The sequence below is a fragment of the Mesorhizobium sp. ESP7-2 genome, from assembly GCF_020164715.1.
GTDB lineage: Bacteria > Pseudomonadota > Alphaproteobacteria > Rhizobiales > Rhizobiaceae > Mesorhizobium.
This window is the reverse complement of the sequence record NZ_JAIUGQ010000031.1, coordinates 1-26,970: the sequence shown is the minus strand read 5'-3', so window position 1 is coordinate 26,970 and position 26,970 is coordinate 1. Positions and strand designations below refer to the sequence as shown.

The 26,970-nt window shown below is 59.8% G+C and carries 28 protein-coding genes and 5 pseudogenes; 14 read left to right on the top strand and 19 right to left on the bottom strand.

Annotation, left to right across the window (positions count from 1 at the left end; genetic code table 11):
- Positions 1 to 1,248: 1,248 nt before the first annotated feature.
- The 6 genes from LB543_RS24280 to LB543_RS24255 form a co-directional block, all read right to left on the bottom strand.
- The gene (locus tag LB543_RS24280; RefSeq protein ID WP_224615865.1) at positions 1,249 to 1,461 is read right to left on the bottom strand and encodes a hypothetical protein; all 213 of its coding nucleotides are present in this window, start codon (positions 1,459 to 1,461) and stop codon (positions 1,249 to 1,251) included.
- A gap of 6 nt (positions 1,462 to 1,467) precedes the next feature.
- Positions 1,468 to 1,713 carry a hypothetical protein gene (locus LB543_RS24275; protein ID WP_140813278.1) on the bottom strand — a complete coding sequence of 82 codons (246 nt, stop codon included), beginning with the start codon at positions 1,711 to 1,713 and terminating at the stop codon, positions 1,468 to 1,470.
- Between the two features lie 161 nt (positions 1,714 to 1,874).
- Positions 1,875 to 2,081, bottom strand: coding sequence for a helix-turn-helix domain-containing protein (locus LB543_RS24270; protein ID WP_224615863.1), 207 nt, complete (start codon positions 2,079 to 2,081; stop codon positions 1,875 to 1,877).
- A gap of 48 nt (positions 2,082 to 2,129) precedes the next feature.
- Entirely contained in the window at positions 2,130 to 2,516 is a 387-nt protein-coding gene (locus LB543_RS24265; protein ID WP_224615862.1) for a hypothetical protein, read from the bottom strand.
- A gap of 138 nt (positions 2,517 to 2,654) precedes the next feature.
- Positions 2,655 to 2,819, bottom strand: a complete 165-nt coding sequence (locus LB543_RS24260) for a hypothetical protein (protein WP_224615861.1) — start codon at positions 2,817 to 2,819, stop codon at positions 2,655 to 2,657.
- A gap of 722 nt (positions 2,820 to 3,541) precedes the next feature.
- A complete protein-coding gene (locus LB543_RS24255; protein WP_224615859.1) occupies positions 3,542 to 3,793 on the bottom strand; it encodes a hypothetical protein in 252 nt (83 codons plus the stop codon).
- A gap of 302 nt (positions 3,794 to 4,095) precedes the next feature.
- Between LB543_RS24255 and LB543_RS24250 the strand changes: the two are divergent.
- A pseudogene (locus tag LB543_RS24250) lies at positions 4,096 to 4,497 on the top strand (RNA ligase family protein); the annotation flags it as partial.
- A 189-nt stretch (positions 4,498 to 4,686) separates the two neighbouring features.
- On the opposite strand, the gene LB543_RS24245 reads toward LB543_RS24250, so the two are convergent.
- Complete coding sequence (locus LB543_RS24245) at positions 4,687 to 5,517, bottom strand: excalibur calcium-binding domain-containing protein (protein ID WP_224615857.1); 831 nt, start codon at positions 5,515 to 5,517, stop codon at positions 4,687 to 4,689.
- A gap of 110 nt (positions 5,518 to 5,627) precedes the next feature.
- Positions 5,628 to 5,846 (bottom strand): hypothetical protein, encoded by a 219-nt coding sequence (locus tag LB543_RS24240; protein WP_224615856.1) that lies wholly within the window; start codon positions 5,844 to 5,846, stop codon positions 5,628 to 5,630.
- A 426-nt stretch (positions 5,847 to 6,272) separates the two neighbouring features.
- Between LB543_RS24240 and LB543_RS24235 the strand changes: the two genes are divergently transcribed.
- Positions 6,273 to 7,133, top strand: coding sequence for an ATP-dependent DNA ligase (locus tag LB543_RS24235; protein WP_224615854.1), 861 nt, complete (start codon positions 6,273 to 6,275; stop codon positions 7,131 to 7,133).
- Between the two features lie 15 nt (positions 7,134 to 7,148).
- Here the strand turns inward: LB543_RS24235 and LB543_RS24230 are convergent, their stop codons facing one another.
- The 7 genes from LB543_RS24230 to LB543_RS24195 all read right to left on the bottom strand — a co-directional run bounded on the left by LB543_RS24230 (position 7,149) and on the right by LB543_RS24195 (position 12,821).
- On the bottom strand, positions 7,149 to 7,394 hold the full coding sequence (locus LB543_RS24230) for a hypothetical protein (protein ID WP_140758354.1): 246 nt from the start codon (positions 7,392 to 7,394) through the stop codon (positions 7,149 to 7,151).
- Positions 7,391 to 7,684 (bottom strand): hypothetical protein, encoded by a 294-nt coding sequence (locus LB543_RS24225; RefSeq protein WP_224615852.1) that lies wholly within the window; start codon positions 7,682 to 7,684, stop codon positions 7,391 to 7,393. Before LB543_RS24225 ends, LB543_RS24230 begins: the two co-directional genes overlap by 4 nt.
- 433 nt (positions 7,685 to 8,117) lie before the next feature.
- Positions 8,118 to 8,537 carry a hypothetical protein gene (locus tag LB543_RS24220; protein WP_224615850.1) on the bottom strand — a complete coding sequence of 140 codons (420 nt, stop codon included), beginning with the start codon at positions 8,535 to 8,537 and terminating at the stop codon, positions 8,118 to 8,120.
- A 168-nt stretch (positions 8,538 to 8,705) separates the two neighbouring features.
- Positions 8,706 to 8,927, bottom strand: a complete 222-nt coding sequence (locus tag LB543_RS24215) for a YodC family protein (protein WP_224615849.1) — start codon at positions 8,925 to 8,927, stop codon at positions 8,706 to 8,708.
- A 415-nt stretch (positions 8,928 to 9,342) separates the two neighbouring features.
- The gene (locus LB543_RS24210) at positions 9,343 to 10,311 is read right to left on the bottom strand and encodes an IS1595 family transposase (protein WP_224615847.1); all 969 of its coding nucleotides are present in this window, start codon (positions 10,309 to 10,311) and stop codon (positions 9,343 to 9,345) included.
- A 339-nt stretch (positions 10,312 to 10,650) separates the two neighbouring features.
- The gene (locus tag LB543_RS24205) at positions 10,651 to 11,184 is read right to left on the bottom strand and encodes a hypothetical protein (protein WP_224615942.1); all 534 of its coding nucleotides are present in this window, start codon (positions 11,182 to 11,184) and stop codon (positions 10,651 to 10,653) included.
- Between the two features lie 680 nt (positions 11,185 to 11,864).
- Complete coding sequence (locus tag LB543_RS24195) at positions 11,865 to 12,821, bottom strand: IS1595 family transposase (RefSeq protein ID WP_224615845.1); 957 nt, start codon at positions 12,819 to 12,821, stop codon at positions 11,865 to 11,867.
- Positions 12,822 to 12,927: 106 nt separating this feature from the next.
- Between LB543_RS24195 and LB543_RS24190 the strand changes: the two genes are divergently transcribed.
- Positions 12,928 to 13,137, top strand: a complete 210-nt coding sequence (locus tag LB543_RS24190) for a hypothetical protein (protein ID WP_224615843.1) — start codon at positions 12,928 to 12,930, stop codon at positions 13,135 to 13,137.
- Positions 13,138 to 13,310: 173 nt separating this feature from the next.
- Positions 13,311 to 13,598, top strand: coding sequence for a hypothetical protein (locus LB543_RS24185; RefSeq protein ID WP_224615841.1), 288 nt, complete (start codon positions 13,311 to 13,313; stop codon positions 13,596 to 13,598).
- A 460-nt stretch (positions 13,599 to 14,058) separates the two neighbouring features.
- Here LB543_RS24185 and LB543_RS24180 read toward each other — a convergent pair.
- A pseudogene (locus LB543_RS24180) lies at positions 14,059 to 15,467 on the bottom strand (ISNCY family transposase).
- A 187-nt stretch (positions 15,468 to 15,654) separates the two neighbouring features.
- Between LB543_RS24180 and LB543_RS24175 the strand changes: the two are divergent.
- The 3 genes and pseudogenes from LB543_RS24175 to LB543_RS24165 all read left to right on the top strand — a co-directional run.
- Positions 15,655 to 15,974 (top strand): annotated as a pseudogene (locus tag LB543_RS24175) (transposase); the annotation flags it as partial.
- A gap of 55 nt (positions 15,975 to 16,029) precedes the next feature.
- Positions 16,030 to 16,188: a hypothetical protein gene (locus LB543_RS24170; protein WP_224615839.1), complete on the top strand. Its 159-nt coding sequence runs from the start codon at positions 16,030 to 16,032 to the stop codon at positions 16,186 to 16,188.
- 15 nt (positions 16,189 to 16,203) lie between these two features.
- Positions 16,204 to 16,407 (top strand): annotated as a pseudogene (locus tag LB543_RS24165) (transposase); the annotation flags it as partial.
- Between the two features lie 210 nt (positions 16,408 to 16,617).
- Here LB543_RS24165 and LB543_RS24160 read toward each other — a convergent pair.
- Together LB543_RS24160 and LB543_RS24155 are read right to left on the bottom strand one after the other, a co-directional pair.
- Positions 16,618 to 17,130 (bottom strand): hypothetical protein, encoded by a 513-nt coding sequence (locus LB543_RS24160; protein ID WP_224615838.1) that lies wholly within the window; start codon positions 17,128 to 17,130, stop codon positions 16,618 to 16,620.
- Between the two features lie 137 nt (positions 17,131 to 17,267).
- Positions 17,268 to 17,516 (bottom strand): hypothetical protein, encoded by a 249-nt coding sequence (locus LB543_RS24155; RefSeq protein WP_224615836.1) that lies wholly within the window; start codon positions 17,514 to 17,516, stop codon positions 17,268 to 17,270.
- 719 nt (positions 17,517 to 18,235) lie between these two features.
- Between LB543_RS24155 and LB543_RS24150 the strand changes: the two genes are divergently transcribed.
- From LB543_RS24150 to LB543_RS24120, 7 genes are all read left to right on the top strand, one after another.
- Positions 18,236 to 18,913 carry an outer membrane protein gene (locus LB543_RS24150; RefSeq protein ID WP_140812160.1) on the top strand — a complete coding sequence of 226 codons (678 nt, stop codon included), beginning with the start codon at positions 18,236 to 18,238 and terminating at the stop codon, positions 18,911 to 18,913.
- 361 nt (positions 18,914 to 19,274) lie between these two features.
- Entirely contained in the window at positions 19,275 to 20,816 is a 1,542-nt protein-coding gene (locus LB543_RS24145) for a DegQ family serine endoprotease (RefSeq protein ID WP_411908785.1), read from the top strand.
- 271 nt (positions 20,817 to 21,087) lie between these two features.
- Entirely contained in the window at positions 21,088 to 22,359 is a 1,272-nt protein-coding gene (locus LB543_RS24140) for an amino acid ABC transporter substrate-binding protein (RefSeq protein WP_224615833.1), read from the top strand.
- Positions 22,360 to 22,522: 163 nt separating this feature from the next.
- Positions 22,523 to 23,395 carry a branched-chain amino acid ABC transporter permease gene (locus LB543_RS24135; RefSeq protein ID WP_224615830.1) on the top strand — a complete coding sequence of 291 codons (873 nt, stop codon included), beginning with the start codon at positions 22,523 to 22,525 and terminating at the stop codon, positions 23,393 to 23,395.
- Positions 23,396 to 23,403: 8 nt separating this feature from the next.
- Positions 23,404 to 24,390 carry a branched-chain amino acid ABC transporter permease gene (locus LB543_RS24130; protein ID WP_224615828.1) on the top strand — a complete coding sequence of 329 codons (987 nt, stop codon included), beginning with the start codon at positions 23,404 to 23,406 and terminating at the stop codon, positions 24,388 to 24,390.
- A gap of 2 nt (positions 24,391 to 24,392) precedes the next feature.
- A complete protein-coding gene (locus LB543_RS24125) occupies positions 24,393 to 25,133 on the top strand; it encodes an ABC transporter ATP-binding protein (RefSeq protein WP_224615935.1) in 741 nt (246 codons plus the stop codon).
- Complete coding sequence (locus LB543_RS24120) at positions 25,130 to 25,846, top strand: ABC transporter ATP-binding protein (protein WP_224615826.1); 717 nt, start codon at positions 25,130 to 25,132, stop codon at positions 25,844 to 25,846. Before LB543_RS24125 ends, LB543_RS24120 begins: the two co-directional genes overlap by 4 nt.
- Positions 25,847 to 25,902: 56 nt before the next feature.
- Here the strand turns inward: LB543_RS24120 and LB543_RS24115 are convergent.
- A pseudogene (locus LB543_RS24115) lies at positions 25,903 to 26,433 on the bottom strand (IS6 family transposase).
- Positions 26,434 to 26,970 lie beyond the last annotated feature (537 nt).

The following is a 26,970-nucleotide window of genomic DNA, read 5'->3' as shown; positions in this document are numbered from 1 at the left end:
TTATGAGAGCCGACCGGCCAATTCGCGGAATATGCATCAGTTCGTCAACTGAGATGACGCCCGCCTTAGCCGTCACGGGAATGTTATTCGCGACCGTATCAAACCGACGTTGAACCCCTTCGAGTCACGCTTTAGAGTCTTAGCTATTGGGAGGTAGCTATGATCCATAGCCATATAGACATGGCGCGGGCGATGATTGACGCCAGCTTCATATCGCAGCACCGCTCTAGGGCCGACATTACCTCACTTCGCCGTGACATAGCTCAAACCCGACGTGCAATCGCCGCGTCGCGCGACCTGCTAAAACAGTTTCGCCAGCGCAAGACAGACGCTCTCAGGGAGGCTGAGCAGCACGTGGGTTCGTCGTCTGCTTCACCATTCCTCGCCAAACCCCCACACACCTGCTCCGGCAGCCTGTACGCTTCACGAACGGCGACTGCGAATCTTAACCGCGAGACCATCGTCCTGTCTTGTATGCGCAGGCGGCAAAGGAACAATCCGGTTGAGCCTGGTCCGGTGAGGATCACAGGCGCTGACCCCAATAAGCTGGACGGCGATCCCGACGGGATCGGTTGCGAGGGCAAGTAGCGCGGTCTCGAAGAACAAAGGCCCGCCGCCGGAGTAGCAGGCAGTTCGTCCCGCGTCCGAACGATCTTTCGCAGGGCGCGGATCTTGTTGCCGAACACCTCGGCGGCCGATTTTGGCCTTCGTGTTCGGTGGGACTTCTTTTCATTCTAATGGAGGTTTAGGTCGATCACAGCCGAGCTCGACTTCACCGCCCCAGCGGGAGTTTGGAGAGCGCCGCAAGTTCTTCCTCGTCTCTAAACCCGGCCTGATAGTTTGCTATAACGCGGGATGCGAGCGCTTCACGCCGCTCTGGCGATTGGCCCTCGGTTTTCAACTTCTCGAAAACGCGCCCCAGCAGAGCAACTTCGGAGGAATCGAAAGGCTTGACGCCGGATAGACGTACACGGCCGCCCTGCGGATTTTGCCGGGCCGCCCAGAAGCGATTTCGGAACGGAACCACTGAGGTGAGCTGTTCGCGATGGTCGCGCCAATGGAGAGCCCACCATGCCCTTCGGCGGCGACGTGCCCGACATTGAGTGACGCAGCTGATGTCTTGGCAGGCCCTTGGGTCGTCGGCAGCGGGCGACCTAAACAGCGCCGACGAGAAAGTGCTGCGAGTGCTTCTTGGCAGACGCGTTCGGCGGCTCGCGCGGCCGAGCTCGCGATCAAGGCATGCCCGCGTCAAAAATCAATTGCAAATCCCGCCTCAATCGCACTTCGCGCAATGAAGTCGCCGAGTTCCCAGTCCGTCAGTTCGCAATGCGGAAAAGCTCGCCGCGTTGCCTCAATGACCTCGGATATCGAGATGCTCGGCCTGCGGACGTTGTCGATCAAGTGGCGGATGATCGCTTGGCGAAGGTCCGAAAAAGCAGGCTTCTGGTCGGTCGTCGGCATCCGGCCCTAGGAATGGAGCTGGGGTGCTACGCTGTCGGCCGTCGTTTTATCGAAAGCCACAGCCACACCGTGAACGATGGATGCCGCCGCCAACATCTCCTCTAATTGGCGGTCAGAGGCCTTACAGGTCGGCATGAGTGTTCGGATGGCGCGAATTGCCTGTGCGATGGAGAGGAACCGAGCTTTGCCTCTGGAAAGCACATAGGCCTCGGTAGCTCTTTCAACCGTGATGGAATGAAAAGCGTTGCTCATCAAGAATACCTCGCTGACCCCAGAGCAATATGATTTATCGCCAAGATCTGACAGCCTTCAAGGGCATGTCCGATTCCGACAGTCGGGCACTGGCTATGTCGAAGTGACGTTGCTCCTCCTCGCCATAGGCACCATTTGTGATTTCGATCATTCCGGCGCGGTCAATAATCGTGATCTCGCCACGCTTGGCATGAACCAGCCCCCGATATTCGAGCATTTGAAGGGCGGTAGTAACGTCGGGAACCAAGCTTGGTCGCCAGAAATTCATGCGTCAGGTAGATCTTGTCCCCTTCGATGAGGTCGTTCACCATCAGCAGCCAGCGGGCGAGACGTTCCTCGATTTTCGATTGGCTGTTGACCAGCGCCATGCGGGAGGACTGGATCAGGGACGCGTGGGCGTGCCGTAGCAGTGACGGCTAAAGGCTCTGGCTTTCGGCAATCGCGATGCGAAGAGGTTCAACCGGCAGGGACCAGCCGTCGCTGGCGACCTGGATATAGGTTTCATTGGGAGACCTGTCCTGGCCGAGGACGACCGTAATGCCCGTCATGCCGTCATAGCCGATCAGGCCGACTTCGCTTTGCCGCCCTCCGGTCATGGCGGCGACCACCGATGCGATACCCGTCTCGGGAAAATATACGTGCTCGATCGGCTGGTACGCGATCTCCAGCCGGGCTTTGATGGCCAGGTCGACGTGATGCATCGACGGCCGTAAACGCGCGAAATCCTCAGGCGTGAGGTTTTTCAAACGTGGTTGCGAAAGCTGGATTGAGGCATGGCTCTTCTCCCTATCGGGCAAGAGCACGTATCTCTCACTGTCGGCAGCATCGGATAAATCGGCGGCCGATGTCTGAGCCTACACCCTATATGCGCGCTTAGCAAAAAACGGCCGCATCGAATTGCCAGCGGCTCGTTAAGCGAGGCGTAACCATGACACACAGCCTCACGGATCGTGAATGAACGAACCGGATTGGCGGCGGTTAAGCTCGTGCTTTCCAAAGAGGGACCACGTTGTGTTCGCGACCGCTTTCGCTTTGCTGATCTCATTCTCGGTCAGCGTTGCCCTCGTTTCATGGGCCGCGCCGATCACCGCGGAAGCCATATCCATCGACCTGCAGAAGTCCATCGACGGATGGGAATTGCGTCAAACAAGATCCGACGCGCTCCCGCAACGCGCTAGATGATTGCCTCGCGCGCAGAACACTCTCAAACGAGACGACCGTCTCGACGCAGGCTGTGGTGCGATCATCACGGCTTTGGTTGCCGATCGCCGGATTTTTTCGCGGCGGTGCTCTTTTGACAGGTGTCTTAGCGCCTGCCTTGCGGCCGAGGCCCATAGCTTCGCGAGGGCCCTCTTGGGGCTTCTTGACAGACTTCGGCGGCGTGAGGCAATTTCGCGCCCTGAGAAATCAACCGGGGGAATACCTATGAAAAAGATCTACGAAAGACCTGCGCTGGTGAAGCGCGAGAGGCTGACGTCAGTTGTCGCCGTTTGCGTCTCGAACTGCCCGATCTTAACCTAGCTTATGATTTCAAAGCCCGCTGGCTCCGGCCACCCGGCTTTTTGCGTTGTCCGGCGTGGAATAATGGGCATTCACATACGTTAGACCGCGCTATGGAAAAGGCCGACTCCACTGGGGATGCCTGACAGCATTCTCCTGGCCGCGCGCTCCAAAGGCGATTCGAGGACGAGAATAGGTGGAGTGATGGAGGCCGACGCAGTGGCTGAGAGCCACCGCGCCGGCCAAGCGAACCTCAGGTCCGCCGCGCGCTCACAAGACAGGACGCCAGTCACGCCGTCGATGTCGTTTGCGAGGCGTCCCGCGACAGTCATTTCCGACGGGGAAATTCGATCACCTTAGCCCCGGGCTTCGGCTCCAGCGGCTCATGGCCAGGCACTTCATGCCAGAAGAGTTGGCCCAAATCGCGCTGATCGACCGGCTGACCGCATGCGGGACAGTTGTAGAAATGATCGTTCTCATTTGCGAGTTCAGGTCCATGCACCTTGCCATCGATCGGTGGACCGAGGTCGGAAAGTTCCGTCATTTCCAAGAGGTCTAGGCGCTCGTCGGGTCCGGCCAAGCTGTACTCGTATACGGCAGCTTGATCTTCATCGACCACGCGGAACCAATGACCCTGTAGTGCCCTCGGCGACACTCGTTGTTGTCCGGCGGCGGCCTAGGCAGCCTTCATAGGATCATTTTCCACGACGATGCCAGATGACACCACCGTGTCGCCGTAGAACTCTTCCACCTGGTACTTCGTCATCGTCGCCTCATCCCGATGGCTGGAAACGGGGTTCCCCAAGCTTTGTTGCATGGCAGCATGCAGTTTCGGAACTATTTTAGCTAAAACTGATTGAATCGCGGTTGCGAGTCCTGTGCATGCGTTTGAAGTTCATCGAGCCGCTGATGCCGACCTTGGTTGAGAAGCCTCCCGGGGGCGAAGGCTGGATTCACGAGGTGAAATTCGACGGCTACCGATCGCAGATCGTCAAGGACGAGGGCGGCGTGCGGATCTTCACGCGGCGCGGGCTCGACTGGACGGCCAAATACCGAGACCTGGCCAAAGCCGCCGCAAGTCTCGATGTCGACAGCGCCATCATAGACGGCGAGATCATCGTGCTGAACGAGGCCGGGCTGTCGGACTTCGGCGCGCTGCGCAAGGCGATCACCAGTCGGCAGCATGACCTCTACTTCGTGGCCTTCGATCTCCTGCACGTCAACGGCCACGATTTGCGCGACATGCCGTTGAAAGACCGGCGCGAGATCCTTGCCGAGTTGATCCCGGACTGACACCGTCGAACGGCAAGTAGAGGCCCGTGATGCAGAGGGCTGCCGCCGGTGAGGTCAAAGCCCCTTAGGCAAAGCACGTTATCGTGCCAGGACCATAAACAAATCCAAGGAACCGTGAACGCCCACCATAGGCGGAGGAACCCTCGTCTAAGGTTCATATCCGGCTCCTCCGCGCACCCATCAGCACAGCGCCTCGCACGCCACGCCGTCGCCGTCCCGGTCCAGCTTTCCGCCCCATGAGCAGTTCTGCAGATACCATTGGGCCTTATCACAAGAGCCGATTTGCTTACACGTTCGCCGCGGCTCACACGAATACCCGCCCTGCGCGACCAGCTTGCGGCTGACGATGCCGAGCGGCTGGCGAGACGGCGCCGCGCCGTCGGCATGCTCCGCGCGCCACTCCCAAGGCGCCTGAAACTTGCCGGCCCACACACCTATCTTGGCCGCCTCCGCCGTCGCTTGCTGCTGAGCGTAGGCGCCGTGGCTGTAGCGCGGCCAATCCAGAGCCTGGCCGTGCTCGACCATCCAGCCGGCGACGCTGGCGCCGTCAGCGCGCCGGCACTCCCCGACGAAGCGGTGATAGCGGTCCCAATCGACGAAGGTGCATTGCACTGGCCTCGACACAGCCAGGAAGCCATCCAACGCTTCGGCCGATCGCCGGCCGCACGAATATTCGAAGCCCTTGGCGTCGTCGCAATACTGCTTGCTCTCGGGCGCATCGGTGCCGTTGAAACGAATCCGCTGGCCATGGATTTCGATCGTATCGCCGTCGATCACGGACGCGATCCCAGTGATGGGCGCCTGCTTCGGCCCGATCAGGTTCGACAGGTTTAGGTCGGGCAAACTGTCGCTGTGCTGCATGGCGTTTTGTGCTGCCAGCGCGCCGGCCGCGGCAACCGTCACAAGGATAAGCCTAAGCGGCACACCCGCCCAGCGACGTGCGCGCGAGCGCCTGGCACCGGTGCGCTTGCGCCATTGGCCAGAACGATTGTCGTATCGGTATTTGTCCACGCCCCCATGCTCCCCGAGAGAGGATGCGACTGTTTCTGCCTAGAGTCCAGAAGAGCGCGTACAGGGCCAAGTCAGCGCAACCAAACCATCCGCCGTTGGCGCGAAGCGCATCAATGAATTTTGGGGATTTTGGCGATGGAGAGGTCTTGGAAGACCGCACACCACAAATGGAAATCGGCCAGTCGCCCGGCGAAGTGTGCTTCCATTGCACAATAGGCCGCTGCTGTTTGCGCTTCCGGCCCATAAAGATCGATTGCAGCATCTGCCGCATCGCTAGGACTGGCAAAATCTGAAAGCCTCAGTGCCGCGCCATTGTCAGTCCGGAGCATGACGCCTTCCTTCTGTTCAGCGCCTTTCATTCAACGGGGTGGCTGAATGTATGCGCCCCAGCAACATCAGCGAAACATGCGAACGAAGGAAGGGGCCGCTAGCTCGGGCCGGCTTTTCTGTTGCTCGGCCGTCGCTTTGGGAATTTGAGGATCTTGGCCTCGGGTTCCGGTTCAAGCGGCTCATGACCAGGCCGCTCATGCCAGAAGACTTGGCGCAGATCGCGTTGGTCGACCGACTGGCCACATGCAGCGCAATTGTAGAAGTGAAGGTGCTCGTCGATCTGCCGCCCTCCATGCAGTTTGCCAGGAATCGGGGGGCCAAGGTCAGATAGCTTCGTCATGCGGGCTGCAACATCCGGCCATGCTAAATGTTCCGGAACTATTTTAGCTAAAACTAATTGAATCGCGGTTCGCGAGTCCCTGTGCATGCGTTTGAAGTTCATCGAGCCGCTGATGCCGACCTTGGTTGAGAAGCCTCCCGAGGGCGAAGGCTGGATTCACGAGGTGAAGTTCGACGGCTACCGATCGCAGATCATCAAGGACGAGGGCGGCGTGCGGATCTTCACGCGGCGCGGGCTCGACTGGACGGCCAAATACCGAGACCTGGCCAAAGCCGCCGCAAGTCTCGATGTCGACAGCGCCATCATAGACGGCGAGATCATCGTGCTGAACGAGGCCGGGCTCTCGGACTTCGGCGCGCTGCGCAAGGCGATCACCAGTCGGCAGCATGACCTCTACTTCGTGGCCTTCGATCTCCTGCACGTCAACAGCCACGATTTGCGCGACATGCCGTTGGAAGACCGGCGCGAGATCCTTGCCGAGTTGATCCCGGACGGACAGCGCATCCAATTCAGTCAAGCGCTGCCTGGTGATGCCGCCAGCATATTCCATCTGGTCGACCAGGCTGGCCTTGAGGGCGTGGTTTCGAAGCTCAAGGACAGCAAATATCGCTCGGGCCCATCAACGAACTGGCAGAAGGCCAAATGCTACACCGTCGAGGAATATGAGCTGCTAGGCGTTGAACGAGAGCCCGGAAAACCGGCGTTTGCGCTTATGGCCGATCGTCAAACTGGGCAGTATGTCGGCTCGGCGTTCATCAACTCCAGCCGTGCCATCCGAGAGCGGCTATGGAAGCGCGTTCAAGAGCATGCCGGGCCGGCGCCAAAGGGCATGAAGCGACCGGCGACCCAATGGGTGAGGCCCGGGATCATCGGGCGGGTGAAGCACTTGCGTGGCGAGGAGGATTTGCGGCACGCTTCGCTGCAGGATTTTCGCGAAGAAAGTTGAAGCCACGGTCAGCATCTAGAGCGACTTGCCCGCCCGGATCATTGCTCTGGCAATCGCCAACTCTGCCTCGACCTTCGCATTCTCTTTCTGGGTCATGTTGTCGGCCGCGATCAGCCGGCGCAGCGCGCGCATCACCTCGCCACGCGTCCAGCCTACCTCAAGCATGCAGTCGACGATGGCTTGAAAGCCGGGCTCCATCGCCTCCTGACAATCGACCTCGCGATCGGCGTACTCGCAATCGTGCCTTGGTGCATTAATCATGCGTTGCCGTCCACCGTGCTCTCTTCGTCCAACTGGTGCGGCACCGGCAGATAGGCATTAGCCACCAGCCACTCGGCGATGATCGTATCCACCAGATCCAGCTTCGCCTTACCCATCTCAGCAGCTAGGCCGCTCAGTACCTCGTCGGTCCGGGGGTCGAGACTGAGCCCGCCGACGTTTCTGAGCAGTAGCGCGGCTCTCCGTAGCACTACTTGCAAATCGGCTCGCGAAGTGTCTGCGATCTGATCGGCGGCGCTTTCCAGTTCATGCACGAATTGATCACGAGACATCGCTTGTTCCTTAAAGGAATTTCTCTCCTTCGTCCCGATGCTCAAAGCAGAACCAGTCCGGGGCATGCTTCGGCTTGGCAAAGCCCCATCCCGCATCCTTGGTGCATCCGCCGTGCTCGCAAGCCTGGTGCTGTACTCCCGCCGGAGTGGCGGGCTCGGGCAATCTGACTTCGTCGGCCATGAGCGACAGTGAACAAAATAGGAACAAAATTGTCAAGAGCCTCTTGACCGACCAGGAATATGTTCCTAATTATGTAGATGACAAAAGTAGCCAAATCACGTAAGCCGGAAGGCGACAGGCCGGCACATGAAATAGAAGTTACCCCAGCAATGATTAAGGCAGGGGTAAAAGAGTTGCACCGTGGGGATGAAACAGACGAAGAGGCTGTGACTTGGATTTACCGCAAGATGGAAGCGGCGAGACGGAGAACGGCTAAGTTATGATCCCCCAATGGTAAAACTCTTTGCCAATCGCATTAATGTACTCAAAGCATTTTTCCTTCGAACACACGACCGCGCGATGCGCCAAATCGTTCCTAGCCTTCCGACCGGCATCAACCGTATCAAAATCTTGCCAGACGAGCTTCGAGCGCGAAGCGTCCATTCGGTCACCTAACTGGAACCGTTTTTTCACCCCACTCGGCATGTTGAAAATAGATTCCTCAACGCATTGGAGTAGGAAGTCATCTAGGGCGCAAAACGCTACGATAAGGGGGAGATTGTAATAACCCTCCGGCGGGGTTTCATTGATAAAGCCGCCCAAGGTTGCATAGCTGCGGCTCCAATTTGCAAGCGTGACGACCGAGGACCATTCATGTTGCACCTCGCCCAACGCGATTGGGTCAGTTATCATTCACCCCTCCGATTTGCTCCGGCGCTGAAATCATGAACAAGCCCAACGATCAGAAAGACCTGGATGAAACGAAGCGCATAATGGAGCGCTTGGTGAAAACCCCTCCCGATCACAAAACCGGGAAGGGCAAGGCGGATGAGCCAGAGGCCCAACGAGCTAAGGTGCCGACTAAGCGCGGTGCAAAAACGTCGAAGTAGTCGAGGATCGCTCGACTGCCTTCAGAGTTTCTGGCCTGAAAGTGTCATTGAACTTTTTGGTTTTCTCGAACCAGACGCACCACACGGCAGGTTCCCCCGTCATGGCTAGTTCGCCGACCTGCTCAACGGTCATTAGTGGGCCGCCAGATAGAAGTTGTACCGTCTGGCCAGCAATAAATGATGCATCGCTCATGAGCGCTGCTCCTTCTCTAAATGGGCAGAGCCGGCGCCCGGTTTGGGAGGATTGAAATCGTCTGCGACGGCTCACCCCGTAGGTCGCGGACGTAAGCGGAAGCGGCTCTGACAAGCCAGCTTCCGCACTATTTCGGCATTTATCAAAAATTCGACCAAGAGTCGATGGACACACAATATATGCCGCAAAAACCAGAACCAAATTGGAACATTGGCACTACATGTGGTGCCTTCCGCATCGGTGATAAGGTCGGGCTCAACAGTGGAAGCCCGCCCATGTTGGTAGTCGACAAGGAACCAGGTAGGCTGGTTTGTGCAATGGCAGACGGAACCGAACACGCCTTTCTGCCCATATGCCTCACTTCTTGCGTCTGAGGTTAATGAGCCTTCGCGCCTTCTGCTTCGGCGTCTTTGCCTTAGTGAGCACTTCGGTAGGTGAGGCGCTTGCCTTCGATGCCTTCCATGATGGCGTCAACGCGCATCTTGTCGGTGAAGCCAAGCTTAGTGCGGCGATTGTAACGGAAATCGAACTCGGCAAGGTAGCGGTGCAAATGAGCCTCGCCGCAATGCTGATAGACGCCGACCATGCCGCGCTTGAACACTGAGAACACGCCTTCGATAGTATTGGAATGGATCGACACGCCGTCCTCATAGCGAACGTATTCACCAGCGGCGTGATTGGTCGTCTTGTGCGATGCGTATTCCTCGCCAGTGCGGGTGTAGAGGCGCGACGAGTCGGTATAGAGCGTCGTGTCACGCGACACGTTGCGGACAAGCACGTCGCGCACGGTAGAGGCCGTGGCGTCGTTAAGGTGGAACATGCGAGCCTTGCCGCCACGTTCGACCAGACCGACCACAATGCGCTTCTGTGCGCCGCCGCCCTTGCCCTTCTTGGTGTAGGGATGACCCTTGCGCTGCACGCGCGGCGTCTCACGCTTGCCGATATAGGTTTCGTCGGCTTCAACGGTCTTGCCTTCGCCACCAAGCGGGCCGGACGATGCAACATCTTCCTTCATGGCTTCGCGGATGCGGTGCGCCATGAACCAAGCGGTCTTGTAGGTGACGCCAAGCATACGGTGCAGCTGGTGCGCGGACATGCCTTTCTTGGACGCGCCAAGCAGATGCGTTGCCAGCCACCACTTGGACAGCGGGATTTTGGAGCGCTCGAACACGGTGCCGACAGTGACGGTGAACTGGCCTTTGCATTCGTTGCAATAGCGAAGGCCCGGACGGTGCGACTGCTTCTTGCCTTCGATCAGCGCGATCTTATCTGGGTTCGCATTGCCGCAATGCGGGCAATAGGGACCATTCGGCCAACGGACAGCCTCTAGGGCTTCGCGAGCTTTGTCTTCGTCATGGAAAATCGGGTTTTGAAGGTCGGTCATTGGTGTAACTCCTTGGATTCGTTATCCTCCAAGGGTCACTTTTGTCAAGTATATAATTAGGAATATGTTCCTAATTATATACGTGACATAGCGACTTTCCGCTGCTAATGATTCGAGGGACAGGCCGGCATGTAACGGAACTTAGTTCCTATGACCTACGAATTGGCCGGGAGGCCAACCGAAGCTGAGATACTTCCACCGAACAGCCTCGATAAGGCTGCGCGGGCGTTGTTTGATAAGATGGAACATCTTGATCCGTCCACTCATGGCGATATCGGGTGGGATGCTCTGACCGATTTCGAACGCGAGTATTACCGCGCATGTGCGAAGGCGGTGGCCCTACAACTCGCCAACCACGACAAAATAGACGGGCGCTCCTAGATCGCCAAAAAGGCGGATGCGAGCCATCAGATATTCGACCCCCATTACGCCGCGCACCCGCAATAAGCCGACCTCGGTTTCATGTTTGCTCTTTGCTACTGGGTTTGGATCGCCACCGACCAAATGCCCGGCGAGCCAAGGTTCATCACCGATTATTTGTCGCGCGATAAACGGCTTGAAGCGACCACTGGCTTCGGCAATGGCAAATGCGTATCCAATCTTCGCCAACATCCTTGCGAAATAGGTCGGGTGAAAACTGGCGATGGAATGAACCCGAGTGATGTCAGGCCGAAACGCAGCCTTGATTACTTTTCCAGCGTCCTTACCCAAAGCCGCGTTCATCCAAACGGCGCCGATCACAGACTGTTTGAGTTTAGTAATGCCATTGAGAACAGTTGGCTCTCGGAACGCCGGCAGAGCGGTCACGCTCAACCGCTGGTGCGGTTCGGGTGCGTTGTATGGTCTGAAAGACCCGTCAACGTTGGCGAACATCGGTCGCGGTTTGTATTGATCTTTGGGCCGCCGCTTCCGCCGCTTTGTCTTCCTTACCGCACGCAAATCGCCAAGCATCGTCCGTAGGCACTGGCGCTCTACCCAACCAGTTATTTTTGCGCACCGGGTGCAACTGGCATCGGGCAAAATGTACGTTCCGCCGAGACCATATGGCACTATGTGCTCATCACTTAGACCGCTGGTGGAGCCGCAATAGATGCACCGGTTGAAAGGCGGATACCGTTTAATCGTTGGCCCACCAGGAGGGAGCTTGTCGTTGGTCTCATCTGCGATCATATTTGCGGCAATGTTTTACGAATCCAACTGGAGCTAGCCCGATGCAAGATGGGTCTAACCAAGATTGCGAACTGAGCGAACAAGAGACCAAACTTCGACGCGACAATGCCTTGCGGCGCGCATTGAAAACCCCTCCGTCCAAGCACGAGACGAAGGGAAAGCTAAAGGACAAGAAGAGTCAATCCGTGCACGAAAAGCGCTCGTAGCACTTGCAATCGTAAGTCTGCATTGCCAGATGAACTTTGCGTTAGCTCATCTGGATAGAGCATCGGAATCGCATCCGAAGGTAAAGGGTTCGAGTCCCTTACGCCCCACCAAAAAGGGAGCGCTCCTACGCTCCCTTTTTCTTTGCCCGCCAGCGCCTGAACGCCATCGCCAACTGCTTAGGCGTGACTGGTTTCGTCAGGCTGTCGATAGGTGAGCCGCTTTCCAGTCGTGCCACGGATCAAGGCGTCTGAGCGCTCGCTGTCGGTAATGCCAAGAGCAGCGCGGCGATTGTAGCGGAAATCGAACTCGGCGAGGTAGCGGTGCAAGTGGCTTTCGCCGCAATGCTGATAGACGCCAACCATGCCGCGCTTGAAGACTGAGAACACGTTCTCAATCGTGTTGGTGTGGACCACGCGGTCGGCTTCGTAGCGAACGTATTCGCCGCCAGTGTGCTTGACGGTCGCGTGGTCCGCGAACTCTTTGCCGGTGAACGTGTAGAAGTTGGACTCGTCGGTCATGAGCGTCGATTTGCGGTCGGCATTGCGGACCAGCACGTCGCGCACAGACGCCTTAGTGGCGCGCTCGACATGGAAGGAACGAACCGAGCCGCCGCGCTCGACCAGCGCCACGATAGAACGCTTGGACGAGTTGGACGGCTTGCCGCGAATGGTGCGCTTCTTGATCGTGTCCTTCGGTCCGAAATAGGTCTCGTCGGCTTCCACGACCTTGCCTTCGCCGCCGAGCGGGCCAGATGACTTAACGTCTTCCGCCATCGCTTCGCGGATGCGGTGCGCCATGAACCAAGCGGTCTTGTAGGTGACGCCAAGCATACGGTGCAGCTGGTGCGCGGACATGCCTTTCTTGGACGAAGCATAGAGATGAAAGCCCAGAACCCATTTGCAGAGCGGGATTTTCGACCGTTCCATGACGGTTCCAACGGTGACGGTGAAATGCTCGCGGCAGGCGTTGCACTGAAACAGACCGGGACGCGTGGACTTGCCGGCAAGCTTGTGGATCGTCTCGCCGTCCGTATTGCCGCAATGGGGACAATAGACGCCATCTGCCCAGCGGATAGCTTCAAGATGCTCGCGGGCTGCATCGTTGTCGTGGAACATGGTTGCGGTAAGGTTCATCGGTCTAACTCCTTGGATTCTTTTATCCTCCAAGGGGCCAGCTATGTCAAGTATATAATTGGGAATATGTTCCTTATTCCTCAAGGCGATCTGAGCAGGAAAGGCTATGCGAAAGCGCCAGAACGCGGCGAGTGGCGAAGCTATGTCGGAATTTGAAATGGCGGCGCAGCAGGCGATCGCTGCGGCCGGCGGTGATCCCGTGATTGCGCTGCAGAATGTTCTGGCCAGGAACGTGGAACTCGAACGTGAGCTCGCGCTGTCGCGCGTGGCAATTTCTAACGGCTTCTCTCGCGGATGGCATAGGGCGCGATCCTGAATGGCAGACACGGCCGAAGACAATTTCCGATCGAGGTATGGGACCGAGAGGAAAAGACCCACCTCGAAACAATATCTCGATCGCCGGACGCGATGGTCAGCCAGGCGGCTTGGCAGGCAGCGATCCGGCGCCGGCCGGGCATGCTGCTAATCCACTTCAACAGCCGCCACGTCATGGAAAAGATCATCACGCCTGGCGATGTGAAAATCCCGCCACAGACGATTATCGATGGCAGCATTCACGCCGGTCTCGACGTCGCGCTCGGGGATCTGCGCGAATGGCATAAGCTGCGGGCGTGGTGCAAGAATTGCTCCCATCACGCCGAGGTGAAGGCGGCGGCGCTGATCCGCCGATACGGCAAGGACGCGCTATTCAGCACGGTTGAGCGAGCGCTTCTCTGCACGAGTTGCGATCGTGGCGGGCCGGTCCGGCTGGAAATCCACAAACTGCCCCGGAACTAGGCGCGACGAGACACGACCGTTCCTATTCGTCGCTGTTCTCGTCGTCGTTTCCATCGTCAGATTGGCTATTACGACTTGCGTCATCCGCGTGCTCTTCTACAAGCGCCTCGGCGGTCACGTATGGGCTTACATCCGAGCTTGGATAGTCTGACTTACTTTGCGGCTACAACAGATGTGGCGGCGATGTAGAAATGTCGCTCGCTCTGCAAAGTAGAAATGTCGCATTGGCCGTTCCAAAGGGGCAGGGTGCAGCAAGTTAGAAATGCGACAGTGACGCACTTCCTGGCGCCGACATGAGCGCCCGATCGGGCGTAAGCTGGTCCGGGTTGCGCAGCCCGATCGGGGGCGATCAATCGTGGCTTCTTCGGCTTTAGCTTTGAGAGCCTGCCAACGACATGGATGCGAAGGGCAGCGTCCGACGAGCCTGGCGCAATGTCGCTGATGATCTGGTCACGACATCTCATTCCGCAGCTTCCAGCCTCGTCAGCGCCTGTTCCCGCCGGGCGATTACGGCGGGATCGTTCATGAAATCCGTCCGTCGACCAGGCTTGCGGCCACGCTTCTGGTAGCCATTGCTCTGGCTGCCATCGGGAATGCCGAACAAGTGGTTCGCCTGGCCTGTGCGCCGCGGTCCGTGTTGGCTGCGTGTCAGCTCACGGCCGGCCTGCATCTCGGCCACCATTGCAAGCGCTTCATCCAGGCGTTTGTTCTCGACGATCTCCGATCTGTGTACCGAGCGCAGCTTGTCAAAAGTTCTATAGGGTAGGGAGGTGCTGCCCTCCATGATCTCGAGGCGGCCATCGGGATAGTCGCAGACGACGACCTTCTTACCGGCCAGGCGCTTAGCGAAGACGCTCGGATCGAGAATGAACAGCACCTTGTCGTAGCGCAGTGTCAAAGCCTGGGACAGAGTCCGCATCTCCTTGCGGCACATCGCACTATCCAGATTCTCATGATCGGCAAGGGGGCGATGCATGTCCTTCGGATTGCGTGGTTCCTTGCCGAAACGGGCATTGAAATCGGCGGCGAACTCGGCCGCATAGGCATTGGCCGCCTCGATCGTGCTGATGCCGCGCAGGCGCAGCTCCTTCACAAGCCGGTCCTGCAGCGTCTGATTGGCGCGCTCGACGCGGCCCTTGGCCTGCGGGCTGTTGGCGCAGATGATGTCGATGTTCAGTTCGTAGAGCGCGCGACCGAACTGCGTCAGGCCAGTCGTTCGATCCTTCTCCGAACCATGCGTCGTGCGAAACACGCCATGCTTGTCGCTGTAGAAGGAGATCGGCTTGCCCCATTCCTGCAAATACGCCTTGGTGGCGATCAGATAGTCGAACGTGTTCTCGGAACCGGCAAAGCGCAGATGCAGCAGCTTGCCGGTGGCGTCATCGATGTAGACGAGCAGGGCGCACTTTGGCCCCCGGCTCTCGAACCACCAATGGTGCGATCCGTCGATCTGAACCAACTCGCCGAAGCAATCTCGCCTGCCACGCGGTTGATGAATCTGGCGCTTGCGCTCACGTCGCGATGTCCAAATGGCGGCTTCGGTCATCCATTTGCGCAGCGTCTCTTTGCTGACCGCTATCTGGTGTCGCTCGAGCAGCTTCTCGCGGACAAGCGTCGGACCAAAGTCGACATAGTGTTCGCGGATGAGCTCCAGGACAAAGTCGCGAACGTTATCGATGATGCGATTGTTCGAACATCTGCCGCGCGCCTTGTGCCGGAGAGCCGCGGCACCGTCGTCTTGCAATGTCCTAATAATCGTTGGGTCTGGCGGACCGTGAGTCCCAGGATCTTCGCGCCCGACGCAGTGGAGATGCGTCGTTCAATGACCTTCGACAAAACCTCGATACGCTTCAGCTCGCGTTCGCTCATCAGAACAAGTCCCAAGTTGCAATCTCCCGCACCGTCGAAGGGGGAGAGATTGGCAGCGCACAAGCAGGAGCGACATTCCTGCTTTGCAGAAGTGGGACATTTTAACTTTGCTCGTACAACAGAAAGTCGCAGAATCTATCTTATGGAACTTCCGTAAGGCATTGAAATAAACGTATTTTCGGGCGCGTCCTATGATGTGCGCCAGTTCGTCAAGGACCTGCGCGAGCGCAAGCTCACGCCGCATATCGCCGTCAATGGCCATCTGAGCAAAAACGGCAAGCCTCGCGTGACGCCGATCGATGGTCGCACGCGCTGTCACACCGGGGCTATGCGGTCAGCCAGCGCCGCCGCAAGCGGATCGAGGAAGTGTTCGGTTGGATCAAGTCGTCCGCCGGCATGGCCAAGGTCAAGCTGCGAGGATGCGCCCGTGTGGGCGCGGCCTTCACCCTGAATCTGGCGGCATACAATCTGGTCCGCTTGCCCAACCTTCTGGCGGCGCCGGCATGAGCATCTCAGGCCGCTGGCGGATTGTAGAAATGCGTATGTCGAGGACTATGCCGACATGATGGAGCCCGCCTACATCGAGTTCGCGGCAGATGGATCTGGCGAATTTGCCTTCGGCTGCGTCACCGGGCAAATCTTCGGCGGGGCCGACAGCAATCATGTCGCTTTCTCCTGGCAAGGCAACGACGAAATGGACGAAGTTCAGAGCGACGGCTGAAATCCAGCCGGACGGCTCCGTCTCCGCGCCACGATCGACCGGCCGGAGCGGTTCGGCTCCTCGCGGGCAGTGGGAGCGCATCTGGGCCTGACGCCAGCGCGATACCAGTCCGGTGAAACCGACATTCAGGGCAAGCTCAACCGTTGCGGCGACGAACTCGCCCGCACCGCCCTCTACGAGGCAGCACATTCGCTACTCGTGCGCTCGAAGAAATGGTCCGGCCGGCTTCGTTCAGTGACAGTTCCTTAAGGTCAAAAAGCCGCCTCCTCCGTGAGGAAAAGGATCAAAAAGCCCTGGTTCGCCGAAGCCTTACTTTTTTCAGGACGACGTCGTTGACCGGTGCCGCGAAATCCTACAAATCTCGTTACGCGGCGGACCTCACGGAACCCGCAAGGGCGGCGTGAGGCTCAGGCAACGTCGGTCTCCGGGTCACGCCGCCCTCCACTCCGGCACGGCCACCATGGTCGGATCGTTCATACCGCCATCAGGCGAAACGATGGCCGCGATCCCCGTGTCGATGCCCGTCACCCGCCCATCATAGGCGCCCAGTGCCAGCCCCTGATCCTGCAGAAGCTCTATCAGGAAGGCGGAATGGCCGAGCCGGTCGGCAGCCTCCACGTTCAGCCGCCAGGCCTCGAGCATATTGGCGGGAAGGCCTAGATAGCGGCTCAGCGTCTCCTCTGCCGTTGGATCCGCCTTCGGGAAAGCCTTAAGCGCCTGGGCATAGGGACCCTGCGCGAATTGCGTCACGGTCCCCATAAAGGAAGCAAGGTCCGGCGGCGGGGGCTCGATGCCGGTCTTCTTGTGAAACCAAGCGTCGGCGGCAAAGGTTGGCATCAAGCCGACGGCGTTGGAGAAATTGGCGGGATAGTCGAGCACGCTAGACTGCAGCGCGATGCCATTGAGGTCGAGGCCGTCCTCGTGCAGCAGCCAGGCGAGCACGCAGCTGCGGGCCGTGCCGTAGGACTCGCCGAGCAGGAACCGCGGCGAGTTCCAGCGGTTCGCTTGATGAACTGCTTGATCGAGACGGCGTCTTGGTCAGTGGCCCGGGGCTGCTCAGGTGCCCGGACGTATTTCTTCTAAAGCCCGAAAGAGGCTGGAAAAGGGTTCGTGTCATACCCGAGGCGCGGCTCTGGATTGGCTTTTGTGTGAGTGTGCGGCGTTGCAACAGTGCCAGTTGCACCACAGTCCAGTTTTGCTGCCTTGGCGGCCTTGATCGACAGACCAGCACACGCGTTGACAGTGACGGTTGCTTTCTTCTTTTCGTGCGCCAGGGCGGCACTCGACACGGTAAGGACAAGCGCCGCGCAAACGAGAGCGATTTTCATTAGGAACTCCCTTTTTAGCCATAGCTAATAGATAGTTAACGCAACGTTATCTGCCCGTCAATCAAGGTGGTTAAAGGTGACGTCACGTGCGGCCATCCCATGTGCAATTTCTCCACCCAGATCGACATGGAGGCGCTTGGCGCCCGCCTGGGGCTCGACCACGGCGCCATGCATAACGCCTGCTGAAGGTGGTACGATCGTTGCAAGTGTTGGCGGGCAGCTCGGCTGGGACAGAACGTTGTCAACGACTATCGACTGCCGGTCGTGAAGATGGTGGCGCGTGGCGGGCCAGAAAAATCCCGCTTTGCGAGGCCCCGGATTAATTCGGGATTGGAGGAGAAACCCGTGGGAGATCATACCGGACGGATTCGCACGGCGCACGCCTTCGTCTCCACATGACCATCACCATCGGCGAGATGCTGTGCGAACAAATTGCCAACGCGCTGGAGCAGCGGTATGGGAACTAAACGCTATCGCAACAACGCCGTGGTCCTGTCGAGCGCACTTCCGAAGCCCTTCAGCGACAAGCGAGGTTTGTTTCCTTGCCGCCATCGGCGACCACTTTGACCTTCAGGCTGCTGCCCGAGCGCCTGACCGCTATAGGTGAATAGAACCTTATTGCCCGCTGCTCGAAATCCAGAATGATGTTGCACAAAAGAGACACTGAACATCAGCAGATGCTGATAAGCTGAGAGTGGGGCTTTCAACTGGGGTTTTCAATGCGCTCGCTCTCCATCCTATTAGCTGCCTTGCTGTCGCTAATCACCGGTTCCGCGCTGGCTGCGGATGTAGTTGCGGCCGAGCCCGCCGCGAGCATTAATTGGTCGGGAGCTTACATCGGTGCCGTGGCCGGATATGGGTGGAACAAGGATAAGTACCACTATATTGGCTCGACCGTCGATTTTGACGTCAATGGCTTCGTCGGGGGCCTGACCGGGGGCTACAACTGGCAGATGGGCCAATTCATCTTCGGCCTCGAAGGCGATGTATCCTATGCGAACGTCGACGGTGACGTGTTGGCTCCGTTTCCTAACGCCCCCTGCTTTATTGAAGGCTGTACAGCCAAGGTGAGCTGGTTCGGCACCGGTCGTGCGCGTGTCGGCTATGCTTTCGAGAACTTTCTGCCGTACGCGACCGGGGGCTTCGCAGTCGGCCATGTCAAGGGATCGGCCGATCTCGGCGCGTGCGGATTTACTCCGACGTGCAGCTACAGCGACACACGCTGGGGCTGGAGTGCCGGCGCAGGTGTCGAGTGGGCCATGACCCAGCAGATATCGTTCAAGGCTGAATATCTGCATGTCGACCTCGGCAAGCCAAGCTTCGACTCTGTTGGCCTCCCTTCGACCGACCCCATCAAGTTTGATACGGTTCGGGTAGGCATCAACTATCATTTCTGATACGCTCTGCTCTGTCAGCGCGATTTCCCCATTGGGCGCTTCGACGCCTGGAAACAGCCAGAGAACCGCTTTAGCGCTGGCGATTGCCCTTCCGGAGAGCATAGTCGGGAGGGTACGATTATCGTGACGGCCTTTTCGGCCCCTGCCGGACAGATCGGTCCGTAAGCGCTTTCTGAATTAAATGTTTGTAAGGCCATCTCGAGGCCCCTGTTTCGGGCCCTTCGGCGTCCTAGATGCTTTGGTGTCGAGACGGCCGGCTGCCATGTATGGCGAGACAGGCAATCCCGCCCTCGACACGCCGACGGGCGTCCCTTGAGAACCACCCACGGCGCCGATCAGCTCTCGCCCGGACAGAACGACCATGTCACCTATGAGCATTCTTCGCAGACATCGCGTCGCCGCCCTGCTGAGCGCTGCGCTGACCATTTGGCCCGTCGTCGTCTCCTTCGCCCAAAGCAATTCCGGCCTCAGCACCGTGGCCGCGACGACCCAGACACCTGTCGCCGGGACTACAGCTCCGAGCGGCTCGTTCGCCCCGATTGTTGCGGTCACCAAGCCCGCGGTCGTCACCATCACGACCGTCATGGAGGGCCACCGCAAGGCCATGGGCGAAGCCTCGCCCTTTGGCGGCAATTCGCCCTTCAACGAGTATTTCCAGCAGTTTTTCGGCGACCAGGGCCTCCCGATGCCGAAGACGCCGCCGCAGCAGCAGGGACAGCGCGCCGAGGCGCTCGGCTCCGGCTTCATCATCAATACCGATGGTACCATCGTCACCGACAACCATGTCATCGACGGCGCGAGCTCGATCAAGGTGACGCTCGATGACGGCACCGAACTTCCTGCCAAGCTCGTCGGCCACGACGCCAAGAACGATCTCGCCGTGCTCAAGGTCAAGGCCGACAAGCCGCTGCCGACGGTCAAATGGGGCGATTCCAACAAGCTGATGACCGGCGATCAGGTGCTGGCGATCGGCAATCCGTTCGGCATCGGCACCACCGTCACCGCCGGCATCGTCTCGGCGCGCGGCCGCGATCTCCACAGCGGACCGTTCGACGATTTCATCCAGATCGACGCGCCGATCAATCACGGCAATTCGGGCGGCCCGCTGGTCGACATCCATGGCGATGTGATAGGCATCAACACCGCGATCTACTCGCCCAATGGCGGCAGCGTGGGAGTCGGCTTTGCCATCCCGTCGGATCAGGCACAGAAAGTCGTCGCCAAGCTGGAGCAGGGCGGCAACATCGAATACGGCTATCTTGGTGTGCAGATTCAGCCGGTCACACCGGATGTCGCCGGCGCCATTGGCCTCGATCACCCAGCCGGAGCCTTGGTTTCGTCAGTCACGCAGGGCTCGCCGGCGGCCAAGGCGGGCATTGACGTCGGCGATGTGATCACAGGCTTTGGCGGCCAGCAGATCAAGGATCCGAAGGACCTGTCGCGCGCCGTCGCCGATGTTGCGCCAGGCACCAAGGAGACGGTCAACATTTGGCGCAAAGGCAAGACGATCCAAATCTCGACCGATGTCGGACGCAACACCGAGAATACGCAGACCGCCTCCACCGGCGGGCAGGGCAAGCCGTCAGCCGGACAGGGCCTGGGCGTGCCGTCGCTCGGCCTCGGCCTAACCGACATCACGCCCAACATCCGCCAGGAACTCAACCTCTCCGACAGTCAGCACGGCGCCGTGGTTGAGCGCGTCAGTCCAGACAAAGCAGCCTCGGCGGCAGGCATCCAGCCGGGCGACGTCATCGTCGGTATCGATCAGACTCCGGTGAAGAGCGCCAGACAGGCAAATCAGGCAATCGCCGAGGCCGGCAAGGCTGGCAAGAAGTCGGTACTGCTGCTGATCGATCGCGGCGATCAGCAGATATTCGTCGCGTTGCCCTTTGCCGCCGGGTGAAGCGAGCCGAAAAGATAAGAGGCTTGAGCTAAGCAGGACCAGCGTCTGTTCGCCGCAAAGGGGCACTTGGCCGGCTTGCTCGGTAGTTGGAGTAGTGACAATGGCGGCGGCATGTTGATTCAGCCCAGACAATCCCCTCTACCGTCGCCTTCGCTTGGCTGAAGTATGGGGTTGCGATGCCAGGACCGTCCGAATAGACCGCGCCGAAACGTGGTATGACTAAGCATATCGTCCGTTTCCAATCTGATAATCGGGCAAAGGGAGTTGAACGATGTCCAAGGAAAGCAAAGATCTTTCGCGCCGTCGGTTCCTCGGTGGCAGCGCCGTCGTCTTCACGGCCGGTACGTTGGGGATGCCGTTCGTGCGAACGGCACGCGCGCAGGCCACCACCTTCAAGGCCGGCGTTATCACCTCACTGTCGGGTGAGAACATCCTCGGCGGCAACCTAACCAAGCGTGGGTACGATCTGTGGGCGGAGGCCATTAACGCCAAGGGCGGCGTCGAGGTCGCCGGCGAGCGTTTCAAGGTCGACATGTTCTACGGTGACGACCAGAGCAACCCGGCGACCGGCGCCGACGCCGCCGAGCGTCTGATCGTGCAGAATGAGGTCGACGTGCTGTTCGGCCCCTACACCAGCGGTTCGACCATCGCTGTGCAGCCGATCTGCCAGAAATACCAGGTGCCGATGATTTCTGGGTCTGCGGAATCGCCGAACGTTTGGAAGGCCAAGCCGGAATTCAACTTCGGCATCATCCCAGCCGTGGACACCACTGCGGGTAAGTCGCTGGCCGTGCTGGCGAAACTGTCCAACCCCACAGCCAAGACGATTGCGGTGATCGGCGTCAACGAGCCTTTCTCGAAGGAGACCGGCGAAGGTTTTCGCGACGGGGCCAAGGAGGCCGGGCTGGAAGTCGTCGCCTACGAATTGGTGCCGGCCTCGGGCGACCTCACCCCGGTCATCTCTAAGATCGCAGCACTCAATCCCGACATCGTCGCCGTCGGTGGCCATGAGGAGCCGCTGATCAACGTCGTCAAGACCTCGAAGTCGCTGAACTTCCGGCCAAAGGCGCTGATAATGCACTACGGCGTCACCGACCCGGCCTTCGCCCAGGCGCTCGCCGCGGACGCCGACGGCACCTGCGGCGTCTCCGTGTGGCTGCCATCGGTTCCCTACAAGGACGACGTCTTCGGCACCGCAAGGGAGTTTGCCGACATGGCGCAAAAGAAGTCCGGGCACGAGCCCGACTATACCGAAGCGGCCTGCGCGGCCAGCGGCCTCGTTTTCGGCGATGCCGTCAAGCGGCTCGGCAAGAAGCCGGCGCTCGCGGCCGAAGACAGGGTGGCGCTGAAGGATGCGATCGCCGAGACAGACATCCAGACCTTCTACGGGCCGATCAAGTTCGAGAAGGAAGGCAACCACTACCATGACAACGTCCAGCCGGTGCCGGTGCTGATCCAGATTCAGGGCGGCAAGACGGTGGCGGTGGGCCCAAAGGAGGCCGCGGCGGCAGACCTCACCTACCCGCTGCCGGCCTGGAAATAGGCTGTTTCGGACAGGGTGCGGGCAGCCTCGTCGCCATCACCCTGCCCGGCGGAACTACGACGGTTGCGCGTGCTCGGAAAATGGCGGACCATGCCATCGAGTGCGGCAGCGTTGCCGCGGCACCTTGCCCTTTCGTTTGCCTGACTGACGGATGGTTCCCGCTTTGGATCTTTTCCTACAGACCTTGCTGAACGGCCTTCTGATCGGCGGCGTCATCGCCACCTTTACGATCGGATTCCAGCTCGCTTTCGGCGTGCTGCACGTCATCGACTTCGCCGTGGGCGGCTGGGTCGTGCTGGGTGGCTATCTCGGCTACTACATGGCCGCCGGACTGGGCGTCGACGGATTCCTGGCGATCCCCGTGGCCTTCGTGCTGTTCGGCACCATCGGCTATCTGATTGGGCCGATCCTCTACAATGTCCGCAACAGCCGCACGGCGCGGCCGGAATTGATGGCGCTGGCGCTGACGTTCGGCCTGTTCACGCTGCTGCGCGGCGGCATGCTGACCGCGTGGGGTTTCAATACCCACAGCGTTCCGACGGCGTTGAGCGGCGAGAGCCTCGCCGTCGGGCCGGTGACGGTGCCGCTGATCCGCGTGGCGGCGGCGGTGTTCGCGATCGCCATCGCCGGCAGCCTGTTCCTGTTCCTCTACCGCACCCCCTATGGGTTGGCGATCCGAGCGACGGCTGAAAACCGGCAGAACGCCGCGCTGATGGGCGTCAACATCCACCGCCTCAGCGCCAATGTCTATGGGCTTTACGCAGGCATCACCGCCATGGCCGGCGTGCTGATGGGGGCAATCTTTTCCGTCAATCCGGAGGTCGGCCTGCGCTATACACTGTTCGCGTTCTTCGTGGCTGTGCTTGCCGGCTTGGGCTCCGTCGGCGGTGCCCTTGTCGCCGCCCTGCTGCTCGGTGTTATCGAAGCCTTCGTTGCGACCTATGTCGGATCGAGCTATTCGCTGCTGGCGATCTTCGCCACGCTGTTCCTCGTCCTGCTCGTGTCCCCGCGCGGGATCCTGCGGCACGGTTTGTGAGGCCGGAAATGAGGCAAAGCTGGACCGGCCTCCTCCTGCTGATCGCGGTGATCGTTGTGCTGGTGCTCCTGCCGATGCTGGTCAACAACTACTGGCTGCGCATCGCCACCGGCGCGCTGATGTGGGCGGGGCTGGCCTGCTCCTGGAACATACTCGGCGGCTATGCCGGTTACATCAATTTCGGCCATTCGGCCTTCTTCGGGCTCGGCGCCTATGTGACGGCGCTGCTGATGGGCGACAAGCTCGCCTGGCCCTTCTTCGCCACAGTCCCGGCCGGCATAGTGGTGACGGCGCTGTTTGCCATTATCATCGGCGCGCCGACGCTGCGCCTGCGCGGCGCCTATTTCGCCATAGCCACATGGGCCTTCGCCGAGGTGCTCATCCAGTTCGCGTCGGTGATGGACTTCACTGGCGGCATCGGCGGAATTGGGCTGCCGCCTTTTCTCGACGAACGCTTCTTCTACTTCGCCATGTTCGGCGCGGCTGCGCTGACCTACCTCATCACCTGGGCGTTGTTCGAGCGCTCGCGTTTCGGGCTGAAGGTCAAGGCACTGCGCGACCACGAGCCGGCGGCCGAGGCTATGGGCATCAACACTTCGCTGGTCAAGCTGCAGACCTTCGTACTCAGTGCCGTCACCGCTTCGGTGTTCGGCGCGATCTTCGCCTACTGGGTCACCTTCATCAATCCGAAGAGCGTCTTCGGCGGCGACATCACCGACCAGATGGTGGTGATGGTGCTGCTTGGCGGACTGGGCAGCCTGTGGGGGCCGGCACTGGGCGGTGTTGGGCTGTTCGTCGTCAACCGCATGATCTGGATGTACTGGGGCGACACCGCCTTCTATATCGCCATATTGGGCGCGGCCATCGTGCTGGTGGTGCTGTTCATGCCGAACGGCATCGGCGGCCTGTTTTCGAGGCGTGGGGCCAAGTCCGGCGCCAAGCTGGACAAGGCGGTCGGCAAGCTTGTCGGCGACGGCCAAGGAGGGCCCAGTTGAGCGTGACCGAGGGCAAAACGGCTGGAGCCGGCGACCCTATCCTCGTCGTGCGCGAACTCTACCGCCATTTCGGCGGCATCAAGGCCGTCAACGGTGTCTCCCTGGACGTCGGTCGGCGCGAGATCGCCGGCCTGATCGGGCCTAACGGGTCGGGCAAGTCGACACTGTTCAGCCTGGTATCGGGCGCGGTGACGCCGGATCGTGGCCAGATCCGCTTCGACGGTCACGAAATCGGCGGCCGAAAAGCTCACGCGATCGCGCGGCTGGGGCTTGCCCGTACCTTCCAGATTCCGGCCATGTTCGACAATATGAGCGTCACCGAAAACCTTCTGGCGGCCGCCGCCCAGGGCCACTGGCCAGGAGCGCATGAGCGGGCGGCCGGAACGCTGGCTCTGCTCAAACTGGAGCATGTCGCCGACAATCGCGCCTCCGACCTTTCGGGCGGCCAGCAGAAACTGCTGGAGTTCGGGCGTGTCATCATGCGCGAGGCCTCGCTCATCCTGCTCGACGAGGTGACGGCGGGGGTGCATCCCAATATCCGTAAGATCATCCTGGAGGCGATCGCGCAGCTGCGCGAGCGTGGCATCACCTTCCTGGTCATCGAGCACGACATGGAGATGGTGCGCAATGTGTGCGACCGCATCATAGTCATGGATGCGGGCCGCGTCGTGACCAGCGGCTCTTTCAACGACATCGTTCGCGATTCGGAAGTAATGCAGACCTATCTGGGGCGGCCGCAATGAGCACCACGCTCACCGCCGAAAACATTGTCACCGGCTATGGCAAGCAGGAGATCATCCATGGCGTCTCGCTGAGCGCGGAGGCCGGCAAAATCACCTGCATCTTTGGGCCGAACGGCTGCGGCAAGTCGACCCTACTCAAGGCCGTCGCCGGCGCGCTGCCGGTGTGGAGCGGCACGGCGAGACTGGGTGACGCGACGCTGTCCAACCTTGCCGTCCATGAGGTGGTACGCCAGGGGCTGGTGCTGATGCCGCAGGGCGGCGGCGTATTTCCGCGCCTGACGGTGATCGAGAATTTGCGCATGGGCGGCTACGCTATCGCAGACCGCCGGCTGGTAGAGCAGCGCATCGAGGCGCTGATCGAGCAATATCCCTCTTTGGCGCGACGGCGGCGTACTGCGGCCGGTTCGCTTTCAGGCGGCGAGCAGGCTATGCTTGCGCTGGCTCGAGCACTGGTCTCGGAACCGCGCTTCATTCTGCTCGACGAGCCTTCCGCCGGATTATCGCCGGCCATGGTGATCGAGACGCTCGAACGCATTACCACCCTCATCACGCACGGCATCGGAATAGTGATGGTGGAGCAGAACATTCGCCAGGCGATGCCGATCGCGGACAAGCTTTACATCATGGCGGCCGGCGAAAAGCGTTTCGAGGGAACGCCCCGCGACGTGCGCGACGACCGGCAAATCATGGACATCTATATGGGCGGAGCGTGAGATGGCTCTGTCGCAAATCGTGATTTTGGCCACGACGGGACGTGTCGCGCAGATGATCAGCCGGCGAGGATTTCGAACTGCTCGGCGATCGAGGGACGTGAATTGTAGGCAAACCTCGCCTGTCGCTTGCACATCATGTGAACCATTTCGATGCCGGAGAGAAGGACCTCGGCGAAAACAATCGCCTCGTGATTGGTCTGGCTGCCGTCGATGACGATGCGATCCGGTCTGCCGTGGCGCTCCAGCGCCTTTCGGAGGAAGCGTTTGGCGGCCGGCAGGTCACGGTTCTCGCTGAAGAAGAACTCGATCGTGTCGCCGACGCTGTTGATGGCGCGATAGGTACATCCAACGGCCGCGAACTTTGATGTAGGTTTCGTCCATATGCCACTTGCCGGTGACGGCACGCTTGCGTCGGTTGAAGCGCTCCAGCAGTTGCGGCGAAAATCGTGTCACCCAGTGATGTACAGTGGAGTGGTCGACCTGCAGGCCACGTTCGGCCATCATCTCTTCCAGATCCCGCAGGCTCAGATTGTAGGCGTGGTACCAGCAGGATTATTGATCGGTCGAAGATGACGGCCCTTGAACATCGAGAACTCCCGGAAATCGAATATCCCTCATGCCGGAAACAAGTTGCCATTCAGTTTGCGACAGAGCCCGCTGGTGGCGAGCGCGCGATTTGCGGACCACGTCGAGCAGCCAGACGATGTTGCCGCAGTCCCAGTCATTGCCCTTGAGCCTGACAAACTGCCGGCGCGTGACTGCTCCTCGATCCTGGCTCTAACGGCCTCCGAGACCTTTGCCCAGATAGCCAGGCCCACCATCGGCCCCTCGTCGCCGGAGGCTTTGACGGGCCCGGCCGTCCGATGCCGCTGATCAGCGAAGCGGTCCGCGGCGAAGGCGCAAGTCGCCGGGAGGGAACGCCGGCATCGTCCGGCTGCCGTAGTCCCCCAAGATCCCCCTCGCGGCAGCCGGGCAGCCTCTTCAGCCACCATCTCACATTAGCGATCGCTTTGGCGTCCCAGTCCGCGGCCGGATTGGATCATCAGGAAGTAAACCTTTCGAAGGCGCCGAGCTTGTGGCACGCGCGGCAGCGCTGTTGCGCAAAATCTCATTGATGCTGCGCG